The sequence below is a fragment of the Comamonas odontotermitis genome, assembly GCF_040396735.1.
GTDB lineage: Bacteria > Pseudomonadota > Gammaproteobacteria > Burkholderiales > Burkholderiaceae_C > Comamonas > Comamonas odontotermitis_C.
This window is the reverse complement of the sequence record NZ_JBEBNZ010000012.1, coordinates 43775-67225: the sequence shown is the minus strand read 5'-3', so window position 1 is coordinate 67225 and position 23451 is coordinate 43775. Positions and strand designations below refer to the sequence as shown.

Annotated in this window: 18 protein-coding genes; 3 read left to right on the top strand and 15 right to left on the bottom strand. The window is 65.1% G+C overall.

Annotated features, from left to right (window positions below; translation table 11 throughout):
- Window positions 1–61: 61 nt before the first annotated feature.
- From ACH2DG_RS12225 to alr, 10 genes are all read right to left on the bottom strand, one after another.
- Entirely contained in the window at window positions 62–895 is an 834-nt protein-coding gene (locus ACH2DG_RS12225; protein WP_395026417.1) for a substrate-binding domain-containing protein, read from the bottom strand.
- 119 nt (window positions 896–1014) lie between these two features.
- A complete protein-coding gene (locus tag ACH2DG_RS12220; protein WP_395026496.1) occupies window positions 1015–2550 on the bottom strand; it encodes an ABC transporter substrate-binding protein in 1536 nt (511 codons plus the stop codon).
- Between the two features lie 190 nt (window positions 2551–2740).
- Window positions 2741–3586 carry a hypothetical protein gene (locus ACH2DG_RS12215; protein ID WP_395026416.1) on the bottom strand — a complete coding sequence of 282 codons (846 nt, stop codon included), beginning with the start codon at window positions 3584–3586 and terminating at the stop codon, window positions 2741–2743.
- Window positions 3587–3648: 62 nt separating this feature from the next.
- Entirely contained in the window at window positions 3649–4272 is a 624-nt protein-coding gene (locus ACH2DG_RS12210) for a hypothetical protein (RefSeq protein ID WP_395026415.1), read from the bottom strand.
- On the bottom strand, window positions 4260–8339 hold the full coding sequence (locus tag ACH2DG_RS12205) for a Pls/PosA family non-ribosomal peptide synthetase (RefSeq protein WP_395026414.1): 4080 nt from the start codon (window positions 8337–8339) through the stop codon (window positions 4260–4262). Before ACH2DG_RS12205 ends, ACH2DG_RS12210 begins: the two co-directional genes overlap by 13 nt.
- A 201-nt stretch (window positions 8340–8540) precedes the next feature.
- On the bottom strand, window positions 8541–9980 hold the full coding sequence (locus tag ACH2DG_RS12200) for an efflux transporter outer membrane subunit (RefSeq protein WP_395026413.1): 1440 nt from the start codon (window positions 9978–9980) through the stop codon (window positions 8541–8543).
- A complete protein-coding gene (locus ACH2DG_RS12195) occupies window positions 9977–11155 on the bottom strand; it encodes an HlyD family secretion protein (RefSeq protein ID WP_395026412.1) in 1179 nt (392 codons plus the stop codon). The genes ACH2DG_RS12200 and ACH2DG_RS12195 overlap by 4 nt, the downstream gene beginning before the upstream one ends.
- A 27-nt stretch (window positions 11156–11182) precedes the next feature.
- Window positions 11183–12847: an MFS transporter gene (locus ACH2DG_RS12190; RefSeq protein ID WP_395026410.1), complete on the bottom strand. Its 1665-nt coding sequence runs from the start codon at window positions 12845–12847 to the stop codon at window positions 11183–11185.
- Between the two features lie 2 nt (window positions 12848–12849).
- A complete protein-coding gene (locus tag ACH2DG_RS12185; protein ID WP_395026409.1) occupies window positions 12850–13434 on the bottom strand; it encodes a TetR/AcrR family transcriptional regulator in 585 nt (194 codons plus the stop codon).
- 179 nt (window positions 13435–13613) lie between these two features.
- A complete protein-coding gene (gene alr, locus ACH2DG_RS12180) occupies window positions 13614–14717 on the bottom strand; it encodes an alanine racemase (protein WP_395026408.1) in 1104 nt (367 codons plus the stop codon).
- Window positions 14718–15034: 317 nt separating this feature from the next.
- On the opposite strand from alr, the gene lplT reads away from it, so the two are divergent.
- From lplT to ACH2DG_RS12165, 3 genes are all read left to right on the top strand, one after another.
- Complete coding sequence (gene lplT, locus ACH2DG_RS12175) at window positions 15035–16339, top strand: lysophospholipid transporter LplT (RefSeq protein WP_395026406.1); 1305 nt, start codon at window positions 15035–15037, stop codon at window positions 16337–16339.
- Window positions 16340–16468: 129 nt separating this feature from the next.
- The gene (locus ACH2DG_RS12170; protein WP_395026405.1) at window positions 16469–17350 is read left to right on the top strand and encodes a DMT family transporter; all 882 of its coding nucleotides are present in this window, start codon (window positions 16469–16471) and stop codon (window positions 17348–17350) included.
- A gap of 9 nt (window positions 17351–17359) precedes the next feature.
- A complete protein-coding gene (locus ACH2DG_RS12165; protein WP_395026403.1) occupies window positions 17360–17857 on the top strand; it encodes a glutathione peroxidase in 498 nt (165 codons plus the stop codon).
- Window positions 17858–18170: 313 nt separating this feature from the next.
- On the opposite strand, the gene ACH2DG_RS12160 is transcribed toward ACH2DG_RS12165, so the two are convergent.
- From ACH2DG_RS12160 to ACH2DG_RS12140, 5 genes are all read right to left on the bottom strand, one after another.
- Window positions 18171–19262, bottom strand: a complete 1092-nt coding sequence (locus tag ACH2DG_RS12160) for a ProQ/FINO family protein (protein ID WP_395026401.1) — start codon at window positions 19260–19262, stop codon at window positions 18171–18173.
- Between the two features lie 201 nt (window positions 19263–19463).
- Window positions 19464–20243, bottom strand: a complete 780-nt coding sequence (locus ACH2DG_RS12155) for an SDR family oxidoreductase (protein ID WP_395026400.1) — start codon at window positions 20241–20243, stop codon at window positions 19464–19466.
- A gap of 2 nt (window positions 20244–20245) precedes the next feature.
- Window positions 20246–21277, bottom strand: coding sequence for a 2Fe-2S iron-sulfur cluster-binding protein (locus ACH2DG_RS12150; protein ID WP_395026398.1), 1032 nt, complete (start codon window positions 21275–21277; stop codon window positions 20246–20248).
- A gap of 63 nt (window positions 21278–21340) precedes the next feature.
- Window positions 21341–21817: a heme-binding protein gene (locus tag ACH2DG_RS12145; protein WP_184704932.1), complete on the bottom strand. Its 477-nt coding sequence runs from the start codon at window positions 21815–21817 to the stop codon at window positions 21341–21343.
- Between the two features lie 37 nt (window positions 21818–21854).
- A complete protein-coding gene (locus tag ACH2DG_RS12140; protein ID WP_395026396.1) occupies window positions 21855–23312 on the bottom strand; it encodes an aldehyde dehydrogenase family protein in 1458 nt (485 codons plus the stop codon).
- Between the last annotated feature and the right edge of the window lie 139 nt (window positions 23313–23451).

Sequence of the window (23451 nt, the reverse complement as noted above, 5' to 3'; positions counted from 1 at the left end):
CGTCTGGTGGCGGGTGAATGAGATCAGAGCAACAGTTTTCAACACCCGACCGATAAGCCGATCAACGCTCCTGGCGCCCTGCTGCAGGCGACTCCCAGCCCGTTCCTGTCCAGTCGTGCAGCGCGGCTTCGCGCTGGTAGAAGCGGGCCAGCGCCTGCGCACCGGCTGCGCTGGGTGCGTGCACCGCAACCGCCGCGCCATACACGGCAGCATAGGCCAGTGGCGCTGGCAGATCACCGACGATGCGAATACCGCCTGACTGCTGCAGCTCGCTGCGCAATTGCAGGCCCAGTTCGGCATCGCCCCGTGCCACCAATTGCGCCACCTGGGGGCCAAACACCTTGATGCTCTTGGGCAGTACGGTATCCGCCATGCCCAGTTGGGGCAGCAACTGTTGCTCAATGAAGGCGCTGCCTTCTGACGAAGGATAGGCCACTGTCCTCGCCGATTGCAACAGGGCGCGCACATCCTGCTCGCTCTGCAATGGAGGCGCCGCGCGCCCCGCCTGCATGACGGCTGCCAGCGGCGTCTGCACCACGGGCACGATGCTGCCTCGGCGCAGCAGGCTCTGGGCCCGCAATTGCTCCAGCACCGCAATGGGCGCCACCACCACATCCACGGATGCGCCTTCCTGCAGATACGGTGCCATGGCCAGTGCGATGGCCGGAATGGTGCCGTAACCCGTCTCGGTCTGGATCTGCGTGGGAATGATGAGCCGCGCCGCCAATGCCCGGTGCACATCGGCAAAGCCCTGAACCATCAGCACCTTGAGGGGCAGACTGGCGAGCGCCTCGTCATCGGGCGTTCGCTGAAAACCCGGCCCATCAGACGCACAGCCCGCCAGCGCGGCGGCGGCCAGACAGAGCAGGAGAGAGCGGCGGTGCATGGATGGCATGCGCTGATTATGGGCGGACTGTGGGGTGAGCTGAAAAAAAATGGGGCTTGGCGAATCTGGGTGGCGTCTGTGCACGCCCCAAAACCTCCAAGCCCGTAGCCAGCTTAACCAGATGCCGGTCAATTGACCTTCAGTGCACGCCAGTCAATATAGTTGTCCGCGCGCGTCGGAATCTGCACTTTCTTGGCCGTGGCCCAGGGCGTGATCAGGTTGAACAGTGGGATGTGCGAGATGGCCTGGTGTTCGTTCAGGAGCACTTTTTCGATCAACTGGTTGCGCAGCTTCAGATCGGTTTCGGTCTTGACCCGCTCGATCATCGCATCCTGCTGCGGGTTGGATGCACGGCCCAGGTTGAAGTTGCCGTCACCGCCGCCGCCTGGCGAGCGGATCAGCGCCTGCAGGCTGTAGTAGGCATCAAATGTGGGTACCGACCAGCCCAGCAGGTAGACGCTGGCCTCGTAGCGCTGGATCATCGGGAAATAGGTGGCAAACGGCTGCGTGCGCAGCTTGGCCTTGACACCCACCTTTGCCCATTGCGCGCTGATGGCCTGGCACAGCGCCTCGTCGCTCGGGTAACGGCCCGCAGGGCACGAGAATTCGACTTCGAAGCCATCGGGGTAGCCCGCCTGCGCGAGCAGCTTCTTCGATGCCTCCGGGTTGAACGCCAGGCGCTTGTCGACCTGCGGGGTCCAGCCGTTCACGTGGTGGGCGATCAAGGTGCCGGTGGGCTGGGCGAGGCCGCGCATCACCACGCGCTGGATGGTGCCCATGTCAATCGCCTGGTAGAGCGCCTGGCGCACGCGCACATCCTTGAACGGGTTCTTGCCCTTGACGCTGGAGTGCTCCAGCTCATCGCGGTACTGGTCCATCCCCAGGAACATGGTGCGGTCTGCCGCCGATTCGAGCACCTGCAGGTTGGGCGCCTGCTTGATGCGCTGCAGATCGTTCATGCTCGGGTCGATGATGAAATCGACTTCGCCCGACAACAGTGCTGCCGTGCGCGTGGCATCCGATTTGATGGGCGTGTACACCGCCTCGGTCACATTGGTGGGGTACTTGCCCTTGCCCCACCAGTGGGGGTTGGCCTTGAGCACCAGGCGTGAATCGGGCGACCACGAATCGAGCACCAGGGGCCCGGTACCCAGCGCATGGCGGTGGGCATAGTTCTCATCCTTGGCCTTGATGTCCTTGGGCACGGTGGAGTTGTTTTTCTCTGCCCAGGGCTTGCTCATGATGCGCAGCTCGGTCAGCTGGTTCACCAGCACCGGGTTGGGTACGTCCGAGAAGATATCGACGGTGGTCGGGTTCACCACTTCCACGCGGTCGATGCCCTGCGTGTAGACCACGAAGCCCGAGGTCTTGGCCTTGGCGCGCTCCAGCGAAAACTTGACGTCATCGGCCGTCAATGGCGATCCGTCGCTGAAGGTGACGCCTTCGCGCAAGGTGACGCGCAGCTGCTTGGGGTTGATGCGCTCCCATTTGGCAGCCAGCGACGGCTCTGGCTTCTGGGTCTGGCTGTTGTATTCGACCAGAGCCTCGTACACGGCACGGTGCACCGAATTGTTCACACCGACATTCTGCGCATGGATGTCCCAGGACGACAGATCGGCAGAGCGCGTCCAGCGGAAGGTGGACGCCTGAGCGGGCAGCGCCATGGCCGCAAGCGCTCCGGCGACCGCCAGTGCCGATGCCGCCCGGGTCAGGGCCGAACGACGCTGCAAGAATGTGGTGGGATACATCACAGATTCCTTTTTATTCATACCAAAACCAAACCCATACTATGGCAGCGAAACCGCTGGTTACCAACAAACCTTTGGTTGTATCCATATGGACGAAGCCAGCCCCTCAACGCGGGCCCCGGATATGGGCGACCACCTCGCGCAAGGTGTCAGCCTCGGGCACCCACCAGTCGGCCAGCGCACCCACGGCAACTGCACATACCAGGGCGCCCAGCAACGGCTTCCAGGTCAGCTTCACCGCAGAGGCCAGCCAGCCCGCGCGCTCCACACGCACCAGCGCGCGCGCCGTCATCATCGAAAAAGCCAGCTCGACTGCCACGGTCAGCAGCACGTCCACCCCAAAGTACAGCCACAGCAGGGCACCGAGGCCAAAAAAGGCCAGCACCAGGCCCGCAAAGACGGCCAGGATCGGCACGATCACGATGCCTTCATCACCACCGCCGATATCGCCAATGTCCACGCTGTCGACCCAGGAGCCGCTGCCGCCCTGGGGCACATCTGCCGCGCTGCTCCAGTTGCCCGATGCGCCACCGCCGCCAAAATCGCCGCCGCCACCCGCCTGCACATCGGCCGGGCCATGGTGGTGGTGCAAATCAGGGAACCCATCAAGAACATCCGGGCCGTCTACCGAAGACTCTTCGCGCCTGCGCTCGTAGGCGTTGCGCACCAGATAGGCCGCCCACAGCCGCAGTACCGCCAGGTACACGGCATAACCCACGCCCAGGCTGACGGCGTAACGCACCGCCATCGATTCCACCCCCGCCTTCAGCATGGCGGCGGTTACCACCCACATCACCAGCAGTACCAGCAAGCCCATGCACAAGCCATGCATGCGCAGCCAGTGCTTTTGCTGCAAGGCAGCTGCCATGCGCTGGGGCTGCATGCGCAGCGCCCACCAGCTCGAATAGCGCCGAGCGTTGCGGCCGGGGCGGCGTTTGGGTGTGGCAGCCAATGGTTTGAGGGAGGGAGTGAAGACGCCCGCAGTGTAGCAGCGCGGCTGCTGGACGGGGCTGCTCAGAAATGCCAGGCCAGGGCCGCTGCAGCAGCACCCCAAGCAGCAGGCCAGGGCAGTGGCGCGCACTGCACGCCGGCATCCCAGCCGGCAGGGCGCGCATCCGCCTCCGCAAGCGGCAGGCCCGCACATTTGAGCCGCGCCTCCAGCTGCGCCCACTGTTGGGCAAAGGCAGCGCGCAAGGCCGTGCCCTGCAGCGGTGCCAGTGCTTGTGCAGCAGGCCCGATGAACTGCCGTGCCACAGCGTGCCATTCGGCGTCATCGCCGTCTGCATCGGCGGGCACCGCCTGCACGTCCACGCCCATGGCAGCTCGATCCGACCATGCCCACAGTGCAGACGCACCGGCATAGGCGACCGAGAGGCGAATGGCAGCATGCGTTTGGCCACCCAACTCTAGCACCGGCGCCTGGCCGGACACGCGCTGCACAGACAACTGTCGCGCATCGCACTGCAGTACCTCCGCCAGCGTGCCGCAGATGGACTGGTGTACTGCATGGCGCAGGCTTTTCCGCAGGGTTGCTGGCGGCCCCGCAGCGGGCGCCAGGGACACCGCAAATACCTGAGCCGCGCCCTCACAGGCAGCAGGCAGCGATACCGCCTGCTGCACCACGTTCAGGCCCGCCATGGCGCTGCAGGAGCGCCGTGCCAGCGGGTGCCCGCTGGCAGGTTTTCGCCCTTCATCACCAGGGTCATGGGCCCGAGCTGCACGCCATCACCCACCTGGGCGCTGTACAGCACGGTGCAGCGTGCGCCAATCGTCACACGCTCGCCGATGACTACATGGTCGATCTTCATCACCCGGTCTTCAAACAAATGGGTCTGCGGGCACGCAAGCGCGTTCAGCTCGCTGTGCGCTCCCACGGTCACGCAATCGTGCTCGGTGATGTCGGTCGTGTCCAGATAGGCGCTCGTGGCGATCCTGCTGCCCATGGCGTTCATGGCCAGATTGAGCCAGGGTGTGCCGCGCAGGTAACGCAGGAAATTGGGGATGGCGATACCTTCATACATGCTGGTTGCCGCTTCGGACAACCAGACAAAGGGCGTCCACATCGGCACTGCCTTTTTGCTGTAGCGCCCTACCAGCAACCATTTGAACAAGGCCACCGCAAGGAATGCCCCCATGCCAAACACGATGCCGGCCATTGCCAGATCCACCACCACCGCGCCCCAGCGGCCTGCAGACGCGAGCGGCATGGCATCGAGCACGATGGCGTAGCCTGCCGCAATCACCAGGGCGTGCGGCGCGCCGATGCGGAAGGCCTCGACCAGGCCCCGCCCCAGGATGCGCTTGCGCGACGGTGCAAAGGTCAGGTGGTCGGGGTAGCCCTGCACCACTTCGCGGGCGGGCAGGTTCATCGCAGGCGAGCCGATCCAGGTCTGGCCGTCCTGCATGTCGGCGTTGCGCGGCACGGCCGACATCACACCGATCAGCACGCCTTCAGGAATGGTGGAGCCATCGGGTACATAGGCGCCGTTGCCGATGAAGCTGCGGCGCGACACCACCGTAGGCTGCACCGTCATATAGCCGCCGTCGATGCGCTCGTCGCCCAGCATCACCGCGTCGGCCACAAAGCATTCATCCCCCAGGGTCAGCATGTCGGGCACCACGCCCAGGGCGGTGGACAGTTCGGTGCGCTTGCCCACCTTGGCCCCCAGCATGCGGTACCAATTGGCTGAATATACGGTGGCGTAGATGCCGTGCAAGGTGCCCAGGCTGGCCTCCTGGATCTGGTTGGTGAGCCACTTGCCCAGGTAGCGCTTGCTGTGCACCGACCAGGTGCCCGGCCGCAGCCGGGGCAGCAGCAGGTAGCGGATCAGCGCGGCCACCAGCATGGTGCAGACCACCAGCACCAGGCTGGCGGGCAACGCCAGCACGAAGAACTTGAAGAAGCGCAGGATGAAGGCGCCCAGCGCATCGACTGTGCCGTCTTCGATCAACGGGCGTACCGAGATTGAATCCACATCCAGCCAGTCGATCAGCAGGAAGGTGGGGAACACCGGCATGAAGAACAGGGTGGCAATCAGCAACCCGCCCATGGCAAATACCAGCATCTCCCAGCTGCGCCAGGCCGCGCTGGGCGAGATGCGCTCGGGCATGGCCGTTTCGTCAAAAGCCGATACATGCTGCGCAGGCGAGCCTGCCCACACGGTGCGCGCGGGTTGTGCCTGTCCATCAGTCAGGGCAGACTGCCCTTCCAGGTGCGCCCAGTCGCCCAGGCGGGTGTTGCCTTCCAGCACCACGTAGGAGCCAATGCAGGCGTTGGCACCGATGTCGATACGGCCCAGCAGCAGCCAGCCGCCTTCGACGCGGGCGTTTTCCAGGTTGACGGCATTGCCCACGCTGGCACCGTCGCCAATGGCCAGCAGATCGGGCGCACGCACCGTGAGCGAACCCAGCACCACCTCTTTGCCCACTCTGGCGCCCAGCGCGCGCAACCATAAGGGAAAGAGTGAGGAGCCAGTGATCATCGCCACTGGCACGGCCTCCACCAGCCGGTCGGCAAACCACCAGCGGAAGTATGTCAGCCCCCACAGCGGATAGCGCCCCGCCTTGAGGCGGCCAGCCACCAGCCATTTGCCCGCCCAGGCCACGGCAAACTCCAGCACCGTGGCAATGGCGAACGCCAGCACCGAGATGGCAATGGCATACGGCACCGAATCATTTTCATCACCGGTGAAGAAGTGATAGGTGAAGAACGGTGCAAGCCACTGCGCCATCTTGATCAGGACCAGAAACGGTATGGCCGCCGCCTGCGCCGCGCCGCAGCGCCAGCGGCGCAGCGCAGAGTGCGTGCGAAAAGGCCGCTCGGCTGCAGGAGCGCTCTCGTCTGCCATGGCAGCCTGCAAGGCGTCGGCGATGCGGCCAACCTGGCGCTGCTGGTAGATGGTGCTGACCGTGGCCTGCGCAAAGCGCGGGTCGGCGCGCAGCTGCGATGTCAGCCGCGCGGCAAACAGGGAGTGGCCGCCCAGATCGCTGAAGAAATCCAGCGACCGGCGTACCGGCTGGCCCGGGAACAGCTTGGCGAGCGCAGCAAACAGCACTTCTTCCGCAGGCGTCTGGGCGGTGTCGGAATCGGTGCTGTTCACCGCTGCCGCCAGCTCCATGGCCTTGAGTGCCTTGCGGTCGATCTTGCCGGAGGTCAGCCGCGGCATCTCTGCCAGCGCCTCGAAGCGCGCGGGCACCATGTAGGGCGGCAGGCGCTCAGCCAGGGCATTGCGCAAGGCGGTGTGCGTCGGCGGCGCCGTGGTGCCCGGCACATCCGTAGGCACATAGAAGGCGACAAGCTGGTCCATGCCTTCATCGCGGCGCAGCAACACCGCCGTAGTACCTACGCCCGGCTGCTGGGCCAGTACGGCTTCGATCTCACCCAGCTCCACGCGAAAGCCCCGGATTTTGACCTGGTCATCGGCCCGGCCCAGGCATTGCATCTGGCCGTGTTCGTCAATGCGCGCCAGATCGCCTGTGCGGTACAGGCGCGTGTCGTGCGGCCCGGCGGGCCAGGGGTTGTCCAGAAACTTCTCGGCCGTCAGCTCGGGGCGGCCCAAATAGCCCGCCGCCACGCCGGGGCCGGTGATGCACAGCTCGCCGGTCTCGCCCGCTGGCAGGCCCACCAGGGTGGGCGCCGTGCCTGCAGGAAAGCTGTCCGCATCGATCACCTGCACCACCACCATGCTGTAGTTGGGCAGGGGCGTGCCAATGGTGACGGGCTCGCCCGCCTTCAACTCGGCAAGGCTCGCCGACACCGTGGCCTCGGTCGGCCCATAGGTGTTAAACATCTGGCGCGGCGACCCGGTGCCAGACTGCGCCCAGCGCGCCACCAGCGCCTCGGGGCACATTTCGCCGCCCAGGTTGATGATGCGCAGGTTGGGCACGTCGTGGGCAAACAAGGCCAGCAGCGTGGGCACAGCATGCAGCACTGTCACCTGCTGCTCGATCAGCGCCCGGGGCAGGGCTTCGGGGTCACCCGCAATCTCGCGCGGCGCGATCCACAAGGTGGCGCCCACCAGGTAGCTGATCCAGATTTCCTCGAACGACATGTCGAACGCGACCGAGAAACCTTGGTAGACCTTGTCGCCCAGGCGCACGCCCAGGCGGGCGTTTTCGCTGCGCAGAAAGTGGCAGATGCTGCCCTGCGTGATGGCAATGCCTTTGGGCTTGCCCGTCGAGCCACTGGTGTAGATGACATAGGCCGGGTCGCCTGGCTGCGCATGGCTGCGGCGGCGCAGCACGGTGCCGCCGGGCAGCGGCGCCAGCAGTTGCGCGTCATCCAGCATCTGGGCCAGAACACCTGCTTGCACAAGCCCGTCGCGCGGTGTCTGCTCTGCAATCAATAGCGCTTTGGCCTGGGCGTCGTCCAGGCAGGTGGCAATGCGCTCCGGTGGGGTTTCACTGTCGAACGGCAGCCAGGCAGCCCCGGTCTTGGCGATGGCCAGCTGCAGGGTGAGCAGCGCAATGCCGCGCGGCAGCCACAGACCCACCATGTCGCCAGGGCCGATTCCCGCCTCGATCAGGCGATGCGCGGCGCGGCTGGCGTCTGCATCGAGCTGTGCATAGCTCAGTTGCTGGCCGCCAGCGATCAGCGCCGTGGCTTCCGGGTGGGCATAGGCGGTGGCTTCAAACAGGTCGGCCAGCACTTCGTGGCGCAACAGATCGGGCCGCTCGGGCCCTCGCAAAACAACGGTCTCGGACATGAATGCAATGCCAGGCGCTTGCTCAGGCGCAACAGCGCGCCTTCGTGGTCTGCAAGAACGCCCAAGAATGGGGCATTGCGCATTATGGAACGACAGCAGAGTACCTGACCTTCAAGCAGTCTTCCGATCACAGATTGCTTGCAATGCTGAGGATTTGGCGCAACGCTGAATCTGACCAGTCACGCAGGCTTTAAGCGCTGTTTAATGTGCGCCGGGGTCCTCAGGCAACACCTGCGCAGCCGACCAGCCGCCGCCCAGTGCGCGGTACAGGGCAATCAGGTTGTCCAATTGGCTTTGGCGCAGGTTGATGACCTCGATCTCCGCCTGAAACAGGTTGCGCTGGGCATCAATCTGCTCCAGGTACGACGCGTAGCCTGCGTCATAGCGGTCCTTGGCATAGCCATAGGTCTGCGCCAGCACGGCACGGCGGCGCTCGGCCGTCTGCAATTGCACATCCAGCCGCTCCACGCCCACCAGCGCGTTTTCCACATCGCCAAGGGCTGACAGAACCGCGCCCCGGTAGGCGTAGGCGGCCTGGTCGCGCTGGGCGGTGGCCGTGCCGTACTGCGCGTCGAGCCGCCCCCCATCGAACAATGGGGCGAGCGCACTGGCGCCCAGGCTCCAGACATTGATCGGGTTGTAGCCCAGGGCGTTGACAAACAGGCGCCCCGCACTGGCGCTGAGGCTGACCTGTGGCAGGTAGGCTGCGCGGCTGGCGCGTAGATTGGCATCGCTGGCGGCCAGGGCCAGTTCCGCCTGCACCAGGTCAGGCCGGCGGCGCAGCAGCTCGGATGGGAGGCTGGCCGGTACCGCAGGCACCGCTAGTGCAGCAAACGCTTGGCCAGCGGCCTGCGCCGTATCACGCCGCGCAGGCACATCGCCAGTCAGCAGTTGCAAGGCATTGAACTGGCGCGCAATGGCCAGCTCCAGCGCGGGAATCTGCTGCTGCACCGATTCCATCTCGGCCTGCGCCTGCGTTACCTGCAGCTTGGAGATGTAGCCGACCGATTCCTGGTCCTGCGCCAGCTGCAGGGCCTGGCGTCGGGTGTGCAGGGTTTGGCGGGTCTGGGCCAATTGGGCTTCGCGCGCCAGCAGGTCCACATAAGTCTGCGCCGTGGTGGCGGCCACCGTCAGTGCCACGGCGTCGCGGTCGGCCTGGGTGGCACGGTACTGCAGATCGGAGGCGCTGGACCTGTCCGCAAGGCGCCCCCACAGATCAGGCTCCCAGCTCGCCTGCAGTTGCGGCTGCAGGCTGCGCGAGGTGGTGATGCCCACGGGCGTCAAGGTGTGCGTCACCCCCGCGCCAGCACCCAGGTTGAGGCTGGGCAGCAGCGCGGCATCGGCCGCCAGCAACTGTGCGCGCGCCCCTGCAACGCGCGTACCGGCCACCTGCAGGTTGGCGTTGCGAGCCAGCGCTGCCTCCACATGGCGGTTCAACTCGGCATCGCCCAGCGCCTGCCACCACTGCGCTGCAATGGGGGTGGATGTGCCCTGGTCGCCTTCGCCCTGGTAGACCCAGTGGGTGGGCAGGTCTGCACGGCTGTCTGGCGGCGCCTGGCGCAGTGCAGGCGCGCAGCCGCTGAGCAAGGCTGCAGCTAGGAGGGTGCTTGAAAAGAAGAGCCTGCGCTTGCTGCTGATCACTTTGCCGCTCCTGTTCTTGCAGCATTGTCCTTTGCAGCCTGTTCGGCGGCACGGGTGTCGACGGATACCTCCACCGACATGCCCGGACGCAGGCGCGCGGCCAGCTCCTGATCGGCGTCGATCGCAATGCGGATGGGCAGGCGCTGCACGATCTTGATGAAGTTGCCCGAAGCGTTGTCGGCCTTGATCACGCTGAACTCCGAACCCGTTGCGGGTGCAATCTGTTCGATGTAGCCATTCAACTTGCTGCCCTCCAAGGCATCGACCGTGAAGCTGGCGCGCTGGCCGACATGCATGTGCGCGGTCTGCGTTTCCTTGAAATTGGCCACCACCCATAGCTTGTCGGGCACCAGGAACAGCAGCTGCGAGCCCGCCGCCACGTACTGGCCGGTACGCACCGACGACTCGCTCACCTGTCCATCGCGCGGCGCACGCACCACGGTGTTGTCCAGGTCGATCTGGGCCAGGCCCAGCTGGGCTTCGGCGGCCTTGACCTGCGCCTCCAGGCTGGCACGCGCCACCTGGGTGGATTTGATGGATTGCTCGCCGATATGGATGTCGGCCTCGGCCTTTTCCACATTGGCCTTGGCCAGCTGCGAAGTGGCACGCGACTGGTCGCGCTCGCGCAGCGACACCGAGCCCTTGGCGGCCAGCTCTTCCACGCGCTGCAGATCGGCGGCGGCGCGGCGCGACTCTGCCGCGACCGCAGACAGGCTGGCCTTGCGCGCGCCCAGGTTGGCGCGGTTCTGCGCCTGGGTCTGGTCGGAATTGGCCAGCTGCGCACGGGCATTGTCGAGCTGTGCCCGGGCCTGTGCCACCTTCTCCTGGTAGATGCGGTCGTCGATGCGCAGCAGCACATCGCCCTGCTTCACATGGCCGAAATCGGCCACGTTCACTTCACTCACATAGCCACTCACCTGCGGTGCCAGCACGGTGATCTGGCCCCGCACGTAAGCGTTGTCGGTGCGCATGGTGGCTGAGGCAAAAGGCGGCAGCTTCCAAGCCCAGAGCACCAACAGGATACCAACTGCTGCCACCAGCAGCATCAGGCCGATGGCCTTGAAGCTGGGACGGATCAGCTTGGCGGTGGGGGAAGGTGCCGCCACAGGTGCGGCAGGAGCAGGAGCGGCAGGGGCTGCCGATGGGGTAGAGGGTGTAGATACAGGATTTGTCATTGTTTTATTTGCTTTGGACGGACGGATTCAAAAGGAGGCCTCGGCGGCAGCCCGCGCCGCGCGGCGGCGGCCCAGCCAGGCCAGAAAGCGCAGGCGAAGCGCCCGGTAAAGGGCCCAGCCCAGAAAGCTGAGCGCCATGGTGCCAATCACGCGGAATACGTCGTTGAAGGCCAGCACGGCTGCTTCTCGCCTGACGGTCTGGGCCAGCTGCGCACGGCTTTGGGCATTGCGCTGCACGGGGTCGGTGATGAGCTTGCTGTAGCTGGCCTGGGTTTGGGCCAGGCGCTGGTTGACCTGCGCGTCGGTGGCAGGCATCTCACGCGCAATGGCCTGGGTATACACCTGGGCGCGCGCCTGCTGGATGGTGCCCAGCAGGGCAGCGCCCATCAGCCCACCCACGCTCTGGGTGACGGAGAACAGCACGATGAAGGTGATCATGTGGTCTGCGCCCTGGCTCATGGCATGCTTGAAGCCGATCATCATCAGCGGCCCCATGAACAGTGCAGCAGCGCAGGACACCAGGAACTGGCTGAAGAAGAAATCGTGCGGGCGGCTTTGGCTGGTGGAGTGCAGATCCAGGTAGCCGCCAATGCAGATCAGCAGGATGGACACCAGAATCTGCGGCAGGATGGTGTCGGCGCTGAAGGTAAGCGCCCCGGCGACCACCCCCACCAGCATGCCCGCCAGAATCACGCCATACAGGGGCTGGAGTTGATCCGGGGTGAGGCCCATGGCCCGCAGCAGGCCGACAACGCCGTAGTTCTGCTCCGAAATCATGAAGCGCATCAAGAGCGCACCGGCCATGAACATCAATGTGGAAGGATGCAGCAGCCAGCGCAGCTGGATCAACGGCGTGCGCCGGCTGTACTCCAGAATACCCGCCAGCGTGAACAGCACGATCGATGCAATCAAGGCATAGGCCAGCCAGGGCGCATTCAGCCACCAGGCATTCACGCCCTGGGCCAGCACCGCGCACAGCAGGGCCACGGCGGGCGCCACCAGGGCGAAGGTCAGCAGATCAAGCGGCTCGAACACATGGATCTGCATGCCCTTGGGCAGCTTGAGCAGCACCACCGCCGCAAACGCCAGCAGGGCCAGGCCCGCTTCAAAGGCATAGAGGTGGGGCCAGGGGTTGATGGTGGCCAGCGCTGGCGAAAGCACCCAGGCCAGAGGCACCGCCACCGACGACATGTTCATCGCCAGAATCAGCGCCGCCGGAATGCGCGCCACCGGCAGGCCCTGCATCACATACATCACGGCGAGCGACGTGGTGGTGGCACCGGCAAAGCCGCTCACACCCCGCACCACCAGCGACATGGTGTAGCCCTCGACAAACACGTGGGCCAGCGCCAGTACAGCATAGATGCCCAGCCCCCATTCGGCAAAAACGCGCAGGCCCAGCTGCTGGCGCGATTTGAAGACCAGCAGATTGGCTGTCACGTTCACCATCACGTAGGCGGCGGGCAGCCAGGCGGCCTCGACCTGCGTGAGCCCCAACTGGCCCTGAATGGCCGTGAGGTTGGCAGTCACCAGCCCATTGCCCAACCCTCCCACGAGGCCTACAAACAGGCCGACTGCCACATAGGCCAGACGCCGCGCCAGCGTATGCTGCAGGCGCGCAGGAGAGCCGGGCATCGCAGGACGCTCGTGCTCTTCCCAGTCAGGGGGCTGCTCCACATAACGGTATTGCATGGCTAGCGCGCCTCTTGCGTGGCGGGCCGCAGCCCTTCGGTGATCAGGAGCCAGGCACGGTCGCTCAGCGCCAGGCGCTCCTGCGGCGTCTGGCCGCGCCGCGCGGCGCTGAACATGCCCACGATCAGCAGCAGGTCGGTTGGCTGCAGATCGGCCCGGCACAGGCCCGCCTGCACGGCGCGCGAGAGCAGCGGCTCGAGCACGCCCAGCAGGCGTTCGCGCAGATCCTGCACCAGCGGGTTGTCCTGCGGCAGCGAGCGCCAGTAATCGGTCACCGGCACGGTCAGCACCGCTTCGCGCGCCCACAGGCGCAGAAACTCGAACAGCGCGCCGTCGCCTTCACTGGCCTGCAGCCGCCGGGACTTTTCGTCCAGGCGGTCCACGATATGCCACAGCAGCGCCCCGATCAGAGCGGTACGGTCCGCAAAATTGCGGTAGAGCGTGGTGCGGCTGACGCCAGCGCGCTCGGCCACCACATCCAGCGCCACGGTCACGCCCTGCTCGGTGAATACGTGCAGGGCCGCTTCCAGCAGCCGGCTGCGGTGGGCCAGCGCGTCGCTGCGGGGTTGGCGTTCTCGGGTGCTCATAGGTCGACAAATGGTTTATCCGTACAAAACTGTACGTTAAACGGCACATCTCTGCACTAACCCTGCTGCAGCCAGGGAAAACCCGAATGCAGCCAAAAAACCCAATAGCTATCGAAAAAATAGCTGCCGGCGCCCATTGACAGGGCATCAGGCAGCTTTACGACTCGGATGGATAGGGCTTAGCGACTGTCGACCACCATCGGCACGCGCGGTGCCACCGCACACATCAGCTCGTAGCCCACGGTGCCTGCCGCCTGCGCCACTTCGTCGATGGACAGCACGGTGCCATTCGACGCCCGGCCCCACATCGTGACCTCGCTGCCCAAGCCCGCATCGGCAATGCCCGTCAGGTCCACCGTGATCATGTCCATGCTGACACGGCCCACGAGGCGCGAGCGCTGGCCATTCACCAGCACCGGCGTGCCGGTGCCGCAGTGGCGCGGATAGCCGTCGGCATAGCCGCAGGCGACAACGCCGATGCGCATGGGCTGCTCGGCGGTAAAGCGCGAGCCATAGCCCACGGTGTCACCCGGCTGGAGGTTCTGCACCCCGATCACCTTGGCCGACAGCGTCATCGTTGGCTGCAGGCCCCAGTCATCCACGGTTTTTTCGGGAAAGTCCGGCGCGCTGCCGTACAGCAAAATGCCGCCGCGCACCCAGTCGCCGCGTGCCTGGGCAGGCATGTCGGGATAGCGCAGCATGGCGGCGCTGTTGCAGATGGAGCGCTCGCCGGGCAGATCGCGGGTGGTCTCCTCAAACACCGCGAGCTGGGGGCCGATGCCCTTGGCGGAATCGGCATCGCTGAAATGGGTCATGAACGAGATTTCGTCCACCTGGGGCAGCGCATTGAGGCGTGCCCAGGCCGAGCGGTAGCGCTCGGGCGTGAAGCCCAGGCGGTTCATGCCCGAGTTCATCTTGAGGAAGACACGGTGCGGCTGCTGCGTCTTGTGGGCGGCCAGCCAGTCGATCTGCTGGTCGCAGTGCACGGCGTGCCACAGGTTCAGGCGCGAGCACAGTTCCAGATCGCGCGCGTCGAAAACGCCTTCGAGCAGCAGAATCGGCCCGCGCCAGCCCAGATTGCGGATGCGTTCAGCCTCCGAAGGCTCCAGAAGCGCGAAGCCGTCAGCAGCGCGCATGCCCTCAAACACGTTTTCAATACCATGGCCGTAAGCGTTCGCTTTCACCACGCACCATAATCTTGCGTCATGTGCGGCCTGCCTGGCGCGCTCCAGGTTATGTTGCACAGCAGCAGTATGAATGGTGGCTAGAATGGGACGCGGCATGGAGAAGACTCACAACAAGACAATGGAATACCTCAGGGGCGTTGTCACCGGTGCCCTGCAGCGGTGCGAAGCAATCGTCCGCTGACACAAGCGGGCAGATCGCAGATCTGCGGTTGGGACGGGGCGCGAGGCCGGCGACAAGGCTGGCACTCCCGATGTGGCAACGACATACAAGGGTTGTGTTAGCGGATCTAAGTGAAAACGCCTTGATATTCTGGCACCTTGCCGGCCACCCTGCGTGCTATAACCACGCCTGCTTGCCCGCAGCTTGCATATATTTCTCGCGCCATTAGCCCACCTTATCTTTCTCCTATCGAATGAAGCGCGGTTTCTACACCATCATGTCGGCGCAGTTTTTCAGCTCGCTGGCCGACAATGCACTGTTCGTGGCGGCGGTTGACCTGTTGATCAATGCCGGCGCTCCCGAGTGGCAGCGCGCCGCCCTGGTGCCCATGTTTGCCCTGTTCTACGTGGTGCTGGCGCCTTTTGTGGGTGCATTTGCTGATGCGTATCCCAAGGGCAAGGTCATGTTCGTCAGCAACGCCATCAAGGTGGTGGGGTGCTTTCTGATGCTGTTCGGCTCCCATCCGCTGATGGCCTATGCCGTGGTGGGCCTGGGAGCGGCCGCCTACTCCCCTGCCAAGTACGGCATCCTGACCGAGCTGCTGCCCCCCAGCCAGCTGGTGCGCGCCAATGGCTGGATCGAGGGGCTGACGATCACCTCCATCATCCTGGGCGTGCTGCTGGGCGGGCAACTGGTGGGTGTACAGGTGTCGAGCTGGCTGCTGTCGTTCGATCTGCCGCTGATCGATACCCCCATCGACACGCCGTCGGAAGCGGCCATCTGCGTGATCGGCCTTCTGTACGCCATCGCCGCCTGGTTCAACACCCGCATTCCGCGCACCAACACGGAGCTGGTGCCGCTGCGCCAGGATGCATCGCGCAGCATGGCCTCCAACATCATGGACCTGCTGCCGGACTTCTGGCAGTGCAATGGTCGCCTGTGGAGAGACAAGCTCGGCCAGATCTCGCTCGCCACCACCACCTTGTTCTGGGGGGTTTCCGGCAACCTGCGCTACATCGTGCTGGCCTGGAGCGCCGTGGCGCTGGGCTACAGCACCACCAAGGCGTCGGCGCTGGTGGGCGTGGTCGCCATTGGCACGGCCGTGGGCGCAGTGCTGGCATCGATGCGCATGAAACTCGATGGCGCCACCAAGGTCATCCCGCTGGGCATCGCCATGGGACTGCTGGTGGTGTGCATGAACTTCATCCACAACATCTGGCTGGCCGTGCCCTTCCTCATCGTGCTGGGCGGCCTGGGTGGCTTCCTGGTGGTTCCGATGAATGCCCTGCTGCAGCACCGCGGCCACAACCTGATGGGCTCGGGCCGTTCGATTGCCGTGCAGAACTTCAACGAGCAGGCCTGCATCCTGGCGCTGGGCGTGGTCTACAGCCTGTTCACCAAGCTGGGCATGTCGGCCTATGGCGCCATCACCTGCTTCGGCCTGCTGGTAGCGGGCATCATGTGGCTGATCGGCCTGTGGCACCGGCATAATTGCAAGCAGCACGCACAAGAGGTCGAGCGGCTGCTTGATATTGCCCGCAACGACCACTGCCACTAGCAGACGGGAGACGGCAAGCGACAGGCCGCAGGCGTTGCCAAGCTCAGCCATACCATGGCTACGGGCCATTCATTACTACAAAATATATAGCTTATAGCGCTTGACAGACGGGCGCAAGCACCGTTTTTCATGCAAACCGCGCTGCCTTTTCTCGCCCTGATGACCAACGCCCTGATCTGGGGCACGATCTGGTGGCCCTTCCGCCAATTGCAGGCGCTGGGCGTGCACCCGGTGCTGGGCACGGCGCTGGTGTATCTCATCCTGTTCTGCGGCTTGCTGCTGCTCAAGCCCCATGCGGCGGGCATTGCGCGGCGCCACCCCTTGCTGCTACTGCTCGCCTTCACCTCGGGCACCACCAATGTGCTGTTCAACTGGGCAGCCACCACGGGCGATGTGGTGCGCGTGGTGCTGCTGTTCTATCTGATGCCCGCCTGGTCGGTCCTGCTGGCCTGGTACTTTCTGGGCGAAAAGCCCAACAAGTATTCCATCCTGCGCCTCATCCTCGCCTTCAGCGGCGTGCTGATCGTGATGATTCCGCCCGGCGCCACCTGGGCGAGCCTGACGGCCAACCTCTCGCTGCCCGATCTGCTGGCCATTGCCGGCGGCTTTACCTTTGCCGGAACCAATGTCGTCCTGCGCAGCCAGTACAGAGTACCGGGCGAGGCGCGCATGCTCGCCATGTTCTTTGGCGGCGTGATCGCGGCCGGGCTGATGTCGCTCCTGGGCCTCTACCTGGGCCGCATTTCGCCGCTGCCCGCGCTGCAATGGGGCTGGCCGCTGATGGTGCTGGTGGTGGCCGTGCTCATCATGCTCAGCAACTGGACGCTGCAATACGGCGCTTCGCGCCTGGCGGCCACGACGGCGGCGGTGGTGATGCTGTCCGAGGTGGTGTTTGCCAGCGCGTCAAACGTGCTGATCGAAGGCACCGTGCTCTCGGGCCGCCTGCTGCTGGGCGGCGCGCTGGTGCTGTCGGCATCGCTGATTGCAGCCATTGAATCCAAGCTGCCTTAACATGCAGGCATGACCAGCAACACCCACACCGTCAAAGATTTTGTTCTGTATGACGCCAGCGCGCAGCCGGTGCCGCTGTCGCGCTACCAGAACCAGGTCCTGCTGGTCGTCAACACCGCCACGGCCTGCGGCTTCACGCCGCAGTTGGCAGGGCTGGAGGCGCTGCAGCAGCAATACGGCGCCCAGGGCCTGCAGGTATTGGGTGTGCCGTGCAACCAGTTTGGCGCACAGGCACCGGGCAGCAATGCCGAGATTGCGCAGTTTTGCGAGGCACGCTTTGCAACCAGCTTTCCCAGCCTGGCAAAGGTGGAAGTGAATGGCCCGCACACCGATGCGCTGTTTGCCTGGCTCAAGACCCAGGCGCCGGGGTTGCTGGGTGGCCGCATTCTGTGGAACTTCACCAAGTTTCTGGTGGGGCGCGATGGCCGCACGGTGCAGCGCTTTGCACCGATGACCAAGCCCGCCAGGCTGCAGGCGGCGATTGAGCGGGCGCTGTCGGCCCGCTGAGACAAAACACAAGGCACAAGGCGCGAAAGCGCCCTGTATCTGGCCTCTATTCCAGAATCACCGATTCCAGGCCTGCCGCGATGCTGACGAGGCCAGCAACCACGCATACCGCGCCCCAGAACTTGCGCAGCCAACGGCGACGGGAGGGGGTGGGGGACATAGGCTTCTCCTGGTTCCTGCCAGTGTACGCAGCGGCGGCCGCTGCATCAAGCATGTTTTTGATATGAAAATAGCTGCTGGTGCTCATTGGTAGAGCACCAGCAGCTATTATTTTGGGAGCAATAGACGGTTTGCCGTCTATTGTGTGTGCTGCTTACTCGGCAGCGGCTTCGCCGTCGTCTGCGGCCTCGGCGGCTACAGGGGCTGCCGGTGCTGCAGCAGGTGCCGCGGCGATAGCCTTGATCTGGGCAGCGCGTTGCAGGTGGCGCTCGGCAGCGGCCGGGTGCATGCCGTACATGTCGGCAAACTCGGCCACGCTCTTGCCGCTGGCAGCGTGGGCGGTGGCCAGCGCCTCGGCCTTGGCATCGAATTCTGCCACTTCCTGCATGGCAGCGCCAAGCAGAGCCTGGGTGGCTTCGTCCTTCACCTGCACACGCTCCAGGAAGGCATCGCGCGACAGGTTGGAGGCGATGTAGGCCATGCCCATGCGGCGGCGCAGCTTGACCTGCAGGTCTTCACCGTCACGCGGCTTGCGGCGGCGGAAAGCCTCGACCAGCGCGTGGAACACGTGCTCGGGCGCCATGGCTTCCACCACATTGCCTTGCAGATCGTGGCGCGGCTGACCCATGGCCACGGCGTTCAGGTAGCGCGTGGAGCGCGTGTGCAGGCCCAGCGCCACCTTCAGCTCGTTTTTGTCGAACGCGTCGGGGTGGGCGGCCATCAAGTCCTGGAAGATGCCGCGCTTGAGCGGCAGCGGCTGGTCGCCAAAAAGCGCCGGGTACATGCCAGCCAGCTTTTCAACCACGGGGTGGCGTGGACGGGGAGGCGCCTTGGGCGCAGCAGGGGCCGCATCGCGGCGTGGGCCACGGGGGCCCTGGCCTGCGCCATCGCGGCGGGCACCGTTGCCGGGCTTGTTGCTGCGGCGTGGCTGCTCGGGGCGTTGGCCGGTGCGCGCAGGGCGCTCGCCTGCGGCACGCTCCTGGCGAGCGGCGGGCGCGGCAGCTTCGGCCTCTGCAGGCGCTTCGGCCACTTCGAGGGCATGGCCCTTGGTGGCAGCGCGCAGCGCATCGGCCATGGCGGAGTTGAGCAGTTGCTTGCCGCCTGCGGGGCGCTCGGCGCGCGGCTCGCGGCGCTCCTGCTTGGGCTGGCCCTGGTGACGCTTATCACCGCCCGCTGCGGGCGCTGCCGGAGCTGCTTGCGCCGGTGCGGAGGCATCAGAAGGGGTGTTGGAGGTCGGTTCGGTCATATCAACAGGGCTTGCACAGAAAAAAGTGCAGACCCGCCATCAGCGGCTGCACCGGTATAAGATCGTAAACACGTTCTAAAGCAAAACGCCTCGGTCACCCAAGGCAGTACTGCAAGTATAACGAATCACCATTGTCACCAAGTAAGCAGCTGCAAACTTGAGAGGGGTTTGTGGCGACCCACCAGCGGACCACCGGCCTCGTCAGTACGTGCCCGGGTACTCTCCGCCGTCGATCAGCCAGCTCTGGCCGGTGATGTACCCGGTATGGGCAGATGCGAGGTAGGCAATCAGCGCGCCCACCTCGTCGGGCCTGCCAAAGCGGCCTGCGGGGTTGCCGGCTTCGCGGCTCCTGCGCACCTCGTCCGCTGGTTTTCCGGTCTGCCTGGCGAGCTTGTCGATGTGGCGCGCCTGGGCATCGGTATCGAATGCACCGGGCAGCACGTTGTTGATGGTGACATTGTGGCGCACCGTCTGGCGCGCCAGACCCGCCACAAAGCCCACCAGGCCCGAACGCGCGCCGTTGGACAGGCCCAGCTCCGCATGCGCCACCTTCACGCTGCGCGAGACGATGTTGATGATGCGGCCATAGCGGCGCTCCTGCATGCCATCGACCACGCGGCGGATCATGTCGATGGGGCCGACCATCATCATGTCCAGCGCCTGGTGCCAGGTCTCCTGCGTCCATTCGCGAAAATCCCCGGGCGGGTAGCCATCGGAGTTGTTCACCAGAATGTCGGGTTGCGGGCAGGCGGCCAGCGCGGCTTCACGCCCGGCGTTGCTGGTGATGTCGGCCACCACGTAGCGCACGGTGCGGCCGCAATCCTGCGACAGCGCCTGCGCAGCGCCCTGCAAGGTGACCTCGGTGCGCGCGGCGATCACCACATCTGCCCCTTCCATCGCAAGGCGGCGCGCCGCAGCGTAGCCCATGCCCTTGCTGCCGCCCCATACCAGTGCGGATTTGCCATTCAGCTCCAGATCCATGCTCACTCCTCGTTCATTTCAGCCACCGTGGCCGCTTCGTTCTGGAAGATGAAGCTGTCGCTGTAGATCTTGTCCATGGCAGCCCCCGACAGCGCCACCACGGCCTTGGCGTCGGCGATCATGTGGGGCGATCCGCACAGGTAGATCGAATGCTCGGACAGGTCGCCAAAATCTTCGGCAATCGCGTCCTGCACATAGCCCCGGCGGCCCGTCCAGCGGTCCGATGCCCGCGAGAGCACGGGCACAAACGTGAACTCATACAGGCGGCCCGCCCAGGCTTCGATTTCATCCAGCAGGTACAGATCGGCTTCGCAGCGCATGCCCCAGTAGAAATGGATCGGCGGGCAGTCCTCATCGTCCAGCAGCGACTCCAGTATGGCCTTGATCGGCGCAAAACCGGTGCCGGTGGCGGCAAACACCATGGGCTGGTAGTCGCTCGCATGGTGGCAGAAGGTGCCGTGCGGCAGCTCCACATCGAACACATCGCCGGGCTGGGCGCTGGCCAGCACGCCTTCGGTAAAGCGGCCGCCCGCAATCTTGCGGATCTGCAGGGTAACGCGGTTACCCTGCGGCGGCGTCGCCATCGAAAAGCTGCGGTGCTCGCCATCGGCCAGACAGATGTTGAGGTACTGGCCCGCCGCATACTGCACACCATGGCCCTCGGGAAGGTCGAGCACCAGGTGGTAGATGTCGGGCGTGTGCATGCGCAGCTCGGCCACCGTGGCGCGCAGCGCGGTAGGCGGCGAGCAGGCCGGGCCCGTTTCCACGCTGATGACCAGATCCGACTGCGCACGCGCCTGGCAGGCCAGTGCGTAGCCCTGCGCATGCTCTTCCTCCCCCATGGCCAGCGGCAATTCGCCGTCGGCATAGGCAAAACGGCCCTCTTCCACCTTCATGCGGCAGGTGCCGCAGCCGCCAAAGGTGCAGTCGTGCGGCAGGTTCACACCCTGGCGCGTGGCGGCGTCCAGCACCGACTCGTCCGCGCCCACCTCAAACGATTGCTGCGTCTGCAGCCACAGTACGTGGTAGTTCATTGCACACCCCGCGCTCCATTGGTTCAATATGGCTCTGGCGCCCAACTGGCAAGCGCCATTGGCTCACTTCTTGATATCAGCCTGCACCACCACGTCGGCAGCGGCGCCCAGATGTTCGCGCAACGCCTGCAAGGCCGCCACGCCGCAGGCCGTGTCCTGCTCGCCGTTGCCACCCGACAGGCCCACGCCGCCGATCACTTCGCCGTTGACGACGATGGGATAGCCCCCGACAAAGACCGCAAACTTGCCTTCAAAGCTCCACTGAATGCCGAAGGCTTCGTTGCCTGGCAGGGCGGGGCCGTTGGGGGCCGTGTTGAACAGATGCGTCGAGCGCTTGTGGCCGGCGGCGGTGAAGGCCTTGTTCCAGGCAATCTGCGGGCCGGTGACGCGGGCGCCGTCCATGCGTTCGAGCACCAGCGGAAAGCCGCCTTCATCGGTGATGCAGACGGACTCGGGCACGCCGATCTCCTGGGCCTTGGCCAGGGCGGCGCGGGCCATCACGCGGGCTTCTTCCAGTTCGAGTTTCAGTGCGGATTTCATGGGTGTATTCCTTTTCTTGGGATGCCTGTCACGCCGCTCAGACGCCGCGGTACACAGTCTTGACCTGGGTGAAGAACTCCAGCCCGGCACGGCCCGACTCGCGGAAGGTCGATGTGCTGGAGTTCTTCAGCCCGCCAAAGGGCGCATTCACCAGGTTGCCGGTGGTGGTGCGGTTGATCTTGACGGTGCCGGACTGGATCTCGTTCGTGAACACGTGCATGTAGCGCGGGTTGTTCGTCACGATGCTGGCCGACAGGCCGTATTCGGTGTCATTGGCAGTAGCCAGGGCTTCGTCGAAATCAGCCACTTCGATGATGGCCAGCACCGGGCCGAAGATTTCTTCCTGGGCGATGCGCATGCTGTTCTTCACATCGGTGAACACGGCGGGTGAGACGTAGTAGCCATGCTCGAACGCCGGGCCTGTCAGGCGCTCGCCGCCGCACAGCAGGCGCGCCTCGCCCTTGCCGATGGCGATGTACCGGAGCACGGTCTGCAACTGCTTTTCGGTCGCCAGCGGCCCCAGGTCCATGCCCGACTCCATGCCGTCACCGATCTTGAGCGCCGCCACGCGGGCGAGCAGCTTTTCGGTAAAAGCCGCCTTGACGCTGGGCACCACCAGAATGCGGCTGGTGCCGGTGCAGGCCTGGCCGGTGAGCGAGAAGCCGCCCTTGACCGCCAGGTCCACAGCCAGGTCCAGATCGGCGTCTTCCATCACGAGCAGCGGGTTCTTGCCGCCCAGCTCCATCTGCAGACGGGTCGTCAGGTGCACGGTGCGGTGGATCTGCGCGCCCGCCGTGGTCGAGCCGGTGAACGAGATCGCACGGATATTGCTGGAATTGGTGATGACCGGCCCCACCTCGCCAGCGCGCCCGGTGACGCAGTTGACCACGCCTGCAGGAATGCCCGCCTTCTCCAGCGCTTCCACCAGGCGGATGCCCGAGAGTGGCGCATCGGACGAAGGCTTGAACACCACGGTATTGCCGGTGATCAGCGCCGGAGCCAGCTTGCGCGCAGGAATCGAAGCGGGAAAGTTCCAAGGTGAGATAACCGTGACCACGCCCAGCGGCTCGCGGTGGCTGAACACATGCATGTTCGGGTCGTCCTGCGGGTAGGTCTCGCCGCCGTAGGTCTGGCCTTCGGTGGCGTAGAAGCGGAAGGTCTGCGCGCTGCGCAGAAACTCATCCTTGGCCTGGGCAAACTGCTTGCCTTCCTCGCGCGTCAGGTCCTTGGCGAACTGCACGGCGTTCTGCTCCAGGTAGGCTGCCGCGTCGCCCAGGATCTTGGCGCGCTTGCCAATGGGCGTCCTGCGCCAGCCATCAAAGGCCTTTTGCGCAGCCTGAACGGCAGCTTCGGCGTCGGCGGGGCCCGAAGCCTGAAAACGGCCGGCCACATCACGGGTATCGGCAGGGTTGAGGTTGTCAAAGGTGCTGCCCAGAAGGCAAGGCACCCAGGCGCCGTCGATGTAGTTCAAAAACGTGTGGACTGTGTCAGCCATGGTGGTTGTTTTTGGGTGATGTGGAGAAGTGGGCCACTGCGAGCAGCGGGCTGAAAGTAGTGGAATGCGGGCCTGGGCCCGCCGGTGGCCTGCATGCCTTCTCTCCATCCGCCGCGCACACGCAGGCTCTGCGCGGCCG

What these genes read in the sequence shown, in the direction of transcription:
- ACH2DG_RS12225 (WP_395026417.1), bottom strand. Translation starts at nt 895, where the DNA reads ATGCCATCCATGCACCGCCGCTCTCTCCTGCTCTGTCTGGCCGCCGCC.
- ACH2DG_RS12220 (WP_395026496.1), bottom strand. Translation starts at nt 2,550, where the DNA reads ATGGCGCTGCCCGCTCAGGCGTCCACCTTCCGCTGGACGCGCTCTGCC.
- ACH2DG_RS12210 (WP_395026415.1), bottom strand. Translation starts at nt 4,272, where the DNA reads ATGGCGGGCCTGAACGTGGTGCAGCAGGCGGTATCGCTGCCTGCTGCC.
- ACH2DG_RS12205 (WP_395026414.1), bottom strand. Translation starts at nt 8,339, where the DNA reads ATGTCCGAGACCGTTGTTTTGCGAGGGCCCGAGCGGCCCGATCTGTTG.
- ACH2DG_RS12195 (WP_395026412.1), bottom strand. Translation starts at nt 11,155, where the DNA reads ATGACAAATCCTGTATCTACACCCTCTACCCCATCGGCAGCCCCTGCC.
- ACH2DG_RS12190 (WP_395026410.1), bottom strand. Translation starts at nt 12,847, where the DNA reads ATGCAATACCGTTATGTGGAGCAGCCCCCTGACTGGGAAGAGCACGAG.
- ACH2DG_RS12185 (WP_395026409.1), bottom strand. Translation starts at nt 13,434, where the DNA reads ATGAGCACCCGAGAACGCCAACCCCGCAGCGACGCGCTGGCCCACCGC.
- alr (WP_395026408.1), bottom strand. Translation starts at nt 14,717, where the DNA reads ATGCCGCGTCCCATTCTAGCCACCATTCATACTGCTGCTGTGCAACAT.
- lplT (WP_395026406.1), top strand. Translation starts at nt 15,035, where the DNA reads ATGAAGCGCGGTTTCTACACCATCATGTCGGCGCAGTTTTTCAGCTCG.
- ACH2DG_RS12170 (WP_395026405.1), top strand. Translation starts at nt 16,469, where the DNA reads ATGCAAACCGCGCTGCCTTTTCTCGCCCTGATGACCAACGCCCTGATC.
- ACH2DG_RS12165 (WP_395026403.1), top strand. Translation starts at nt 17,360, where the DNA reads ATGACCAGCAACACCCACACCGTCAAAGATTTTGTTCTGTATGACGCC.
- ACH2DG_RS12160 (WP_395026401.1), bottom strand. Translation starts at nt 19,262, where the DNA reads ATGACCGAACCGACCTCCAACACCCCTTCTGATGCCTCCGCACCGGCG.
- ACH2DG_RS12155 (WP_395026400.1), bottom strand. Translation starts at nt 20,243, where the DNA reads ATGGATCTGGAGCTGAATGGCAAATCCGCACTGGTATGGGGCGGCAGC.
- ACH2DG_RS12150 (WP_395026398.1), bottom strand. Translation starts at nt 21,277, where the DNA reads ATGAACTACCACGTACTGTGGCTGCAGACGCAGCAATCGTTTGAGGTG.
- ACH2DG_RS12145 (WP_184704932.1), bottom strand. Translation starts at nt 21,817, where the DNA reads ATGAAATCCGCACTGAAACTCGAACTGGAAGAAGCCCGCGTGATGGCC.
- ACH2DG_RS12140 (WP_395026396.1), bottom strand. Translation starts at nt 23,312, where the DNA reads ATGGCTGACACAGTCCACACGTTTTTGAACTACATCGACGGCGCCTGG.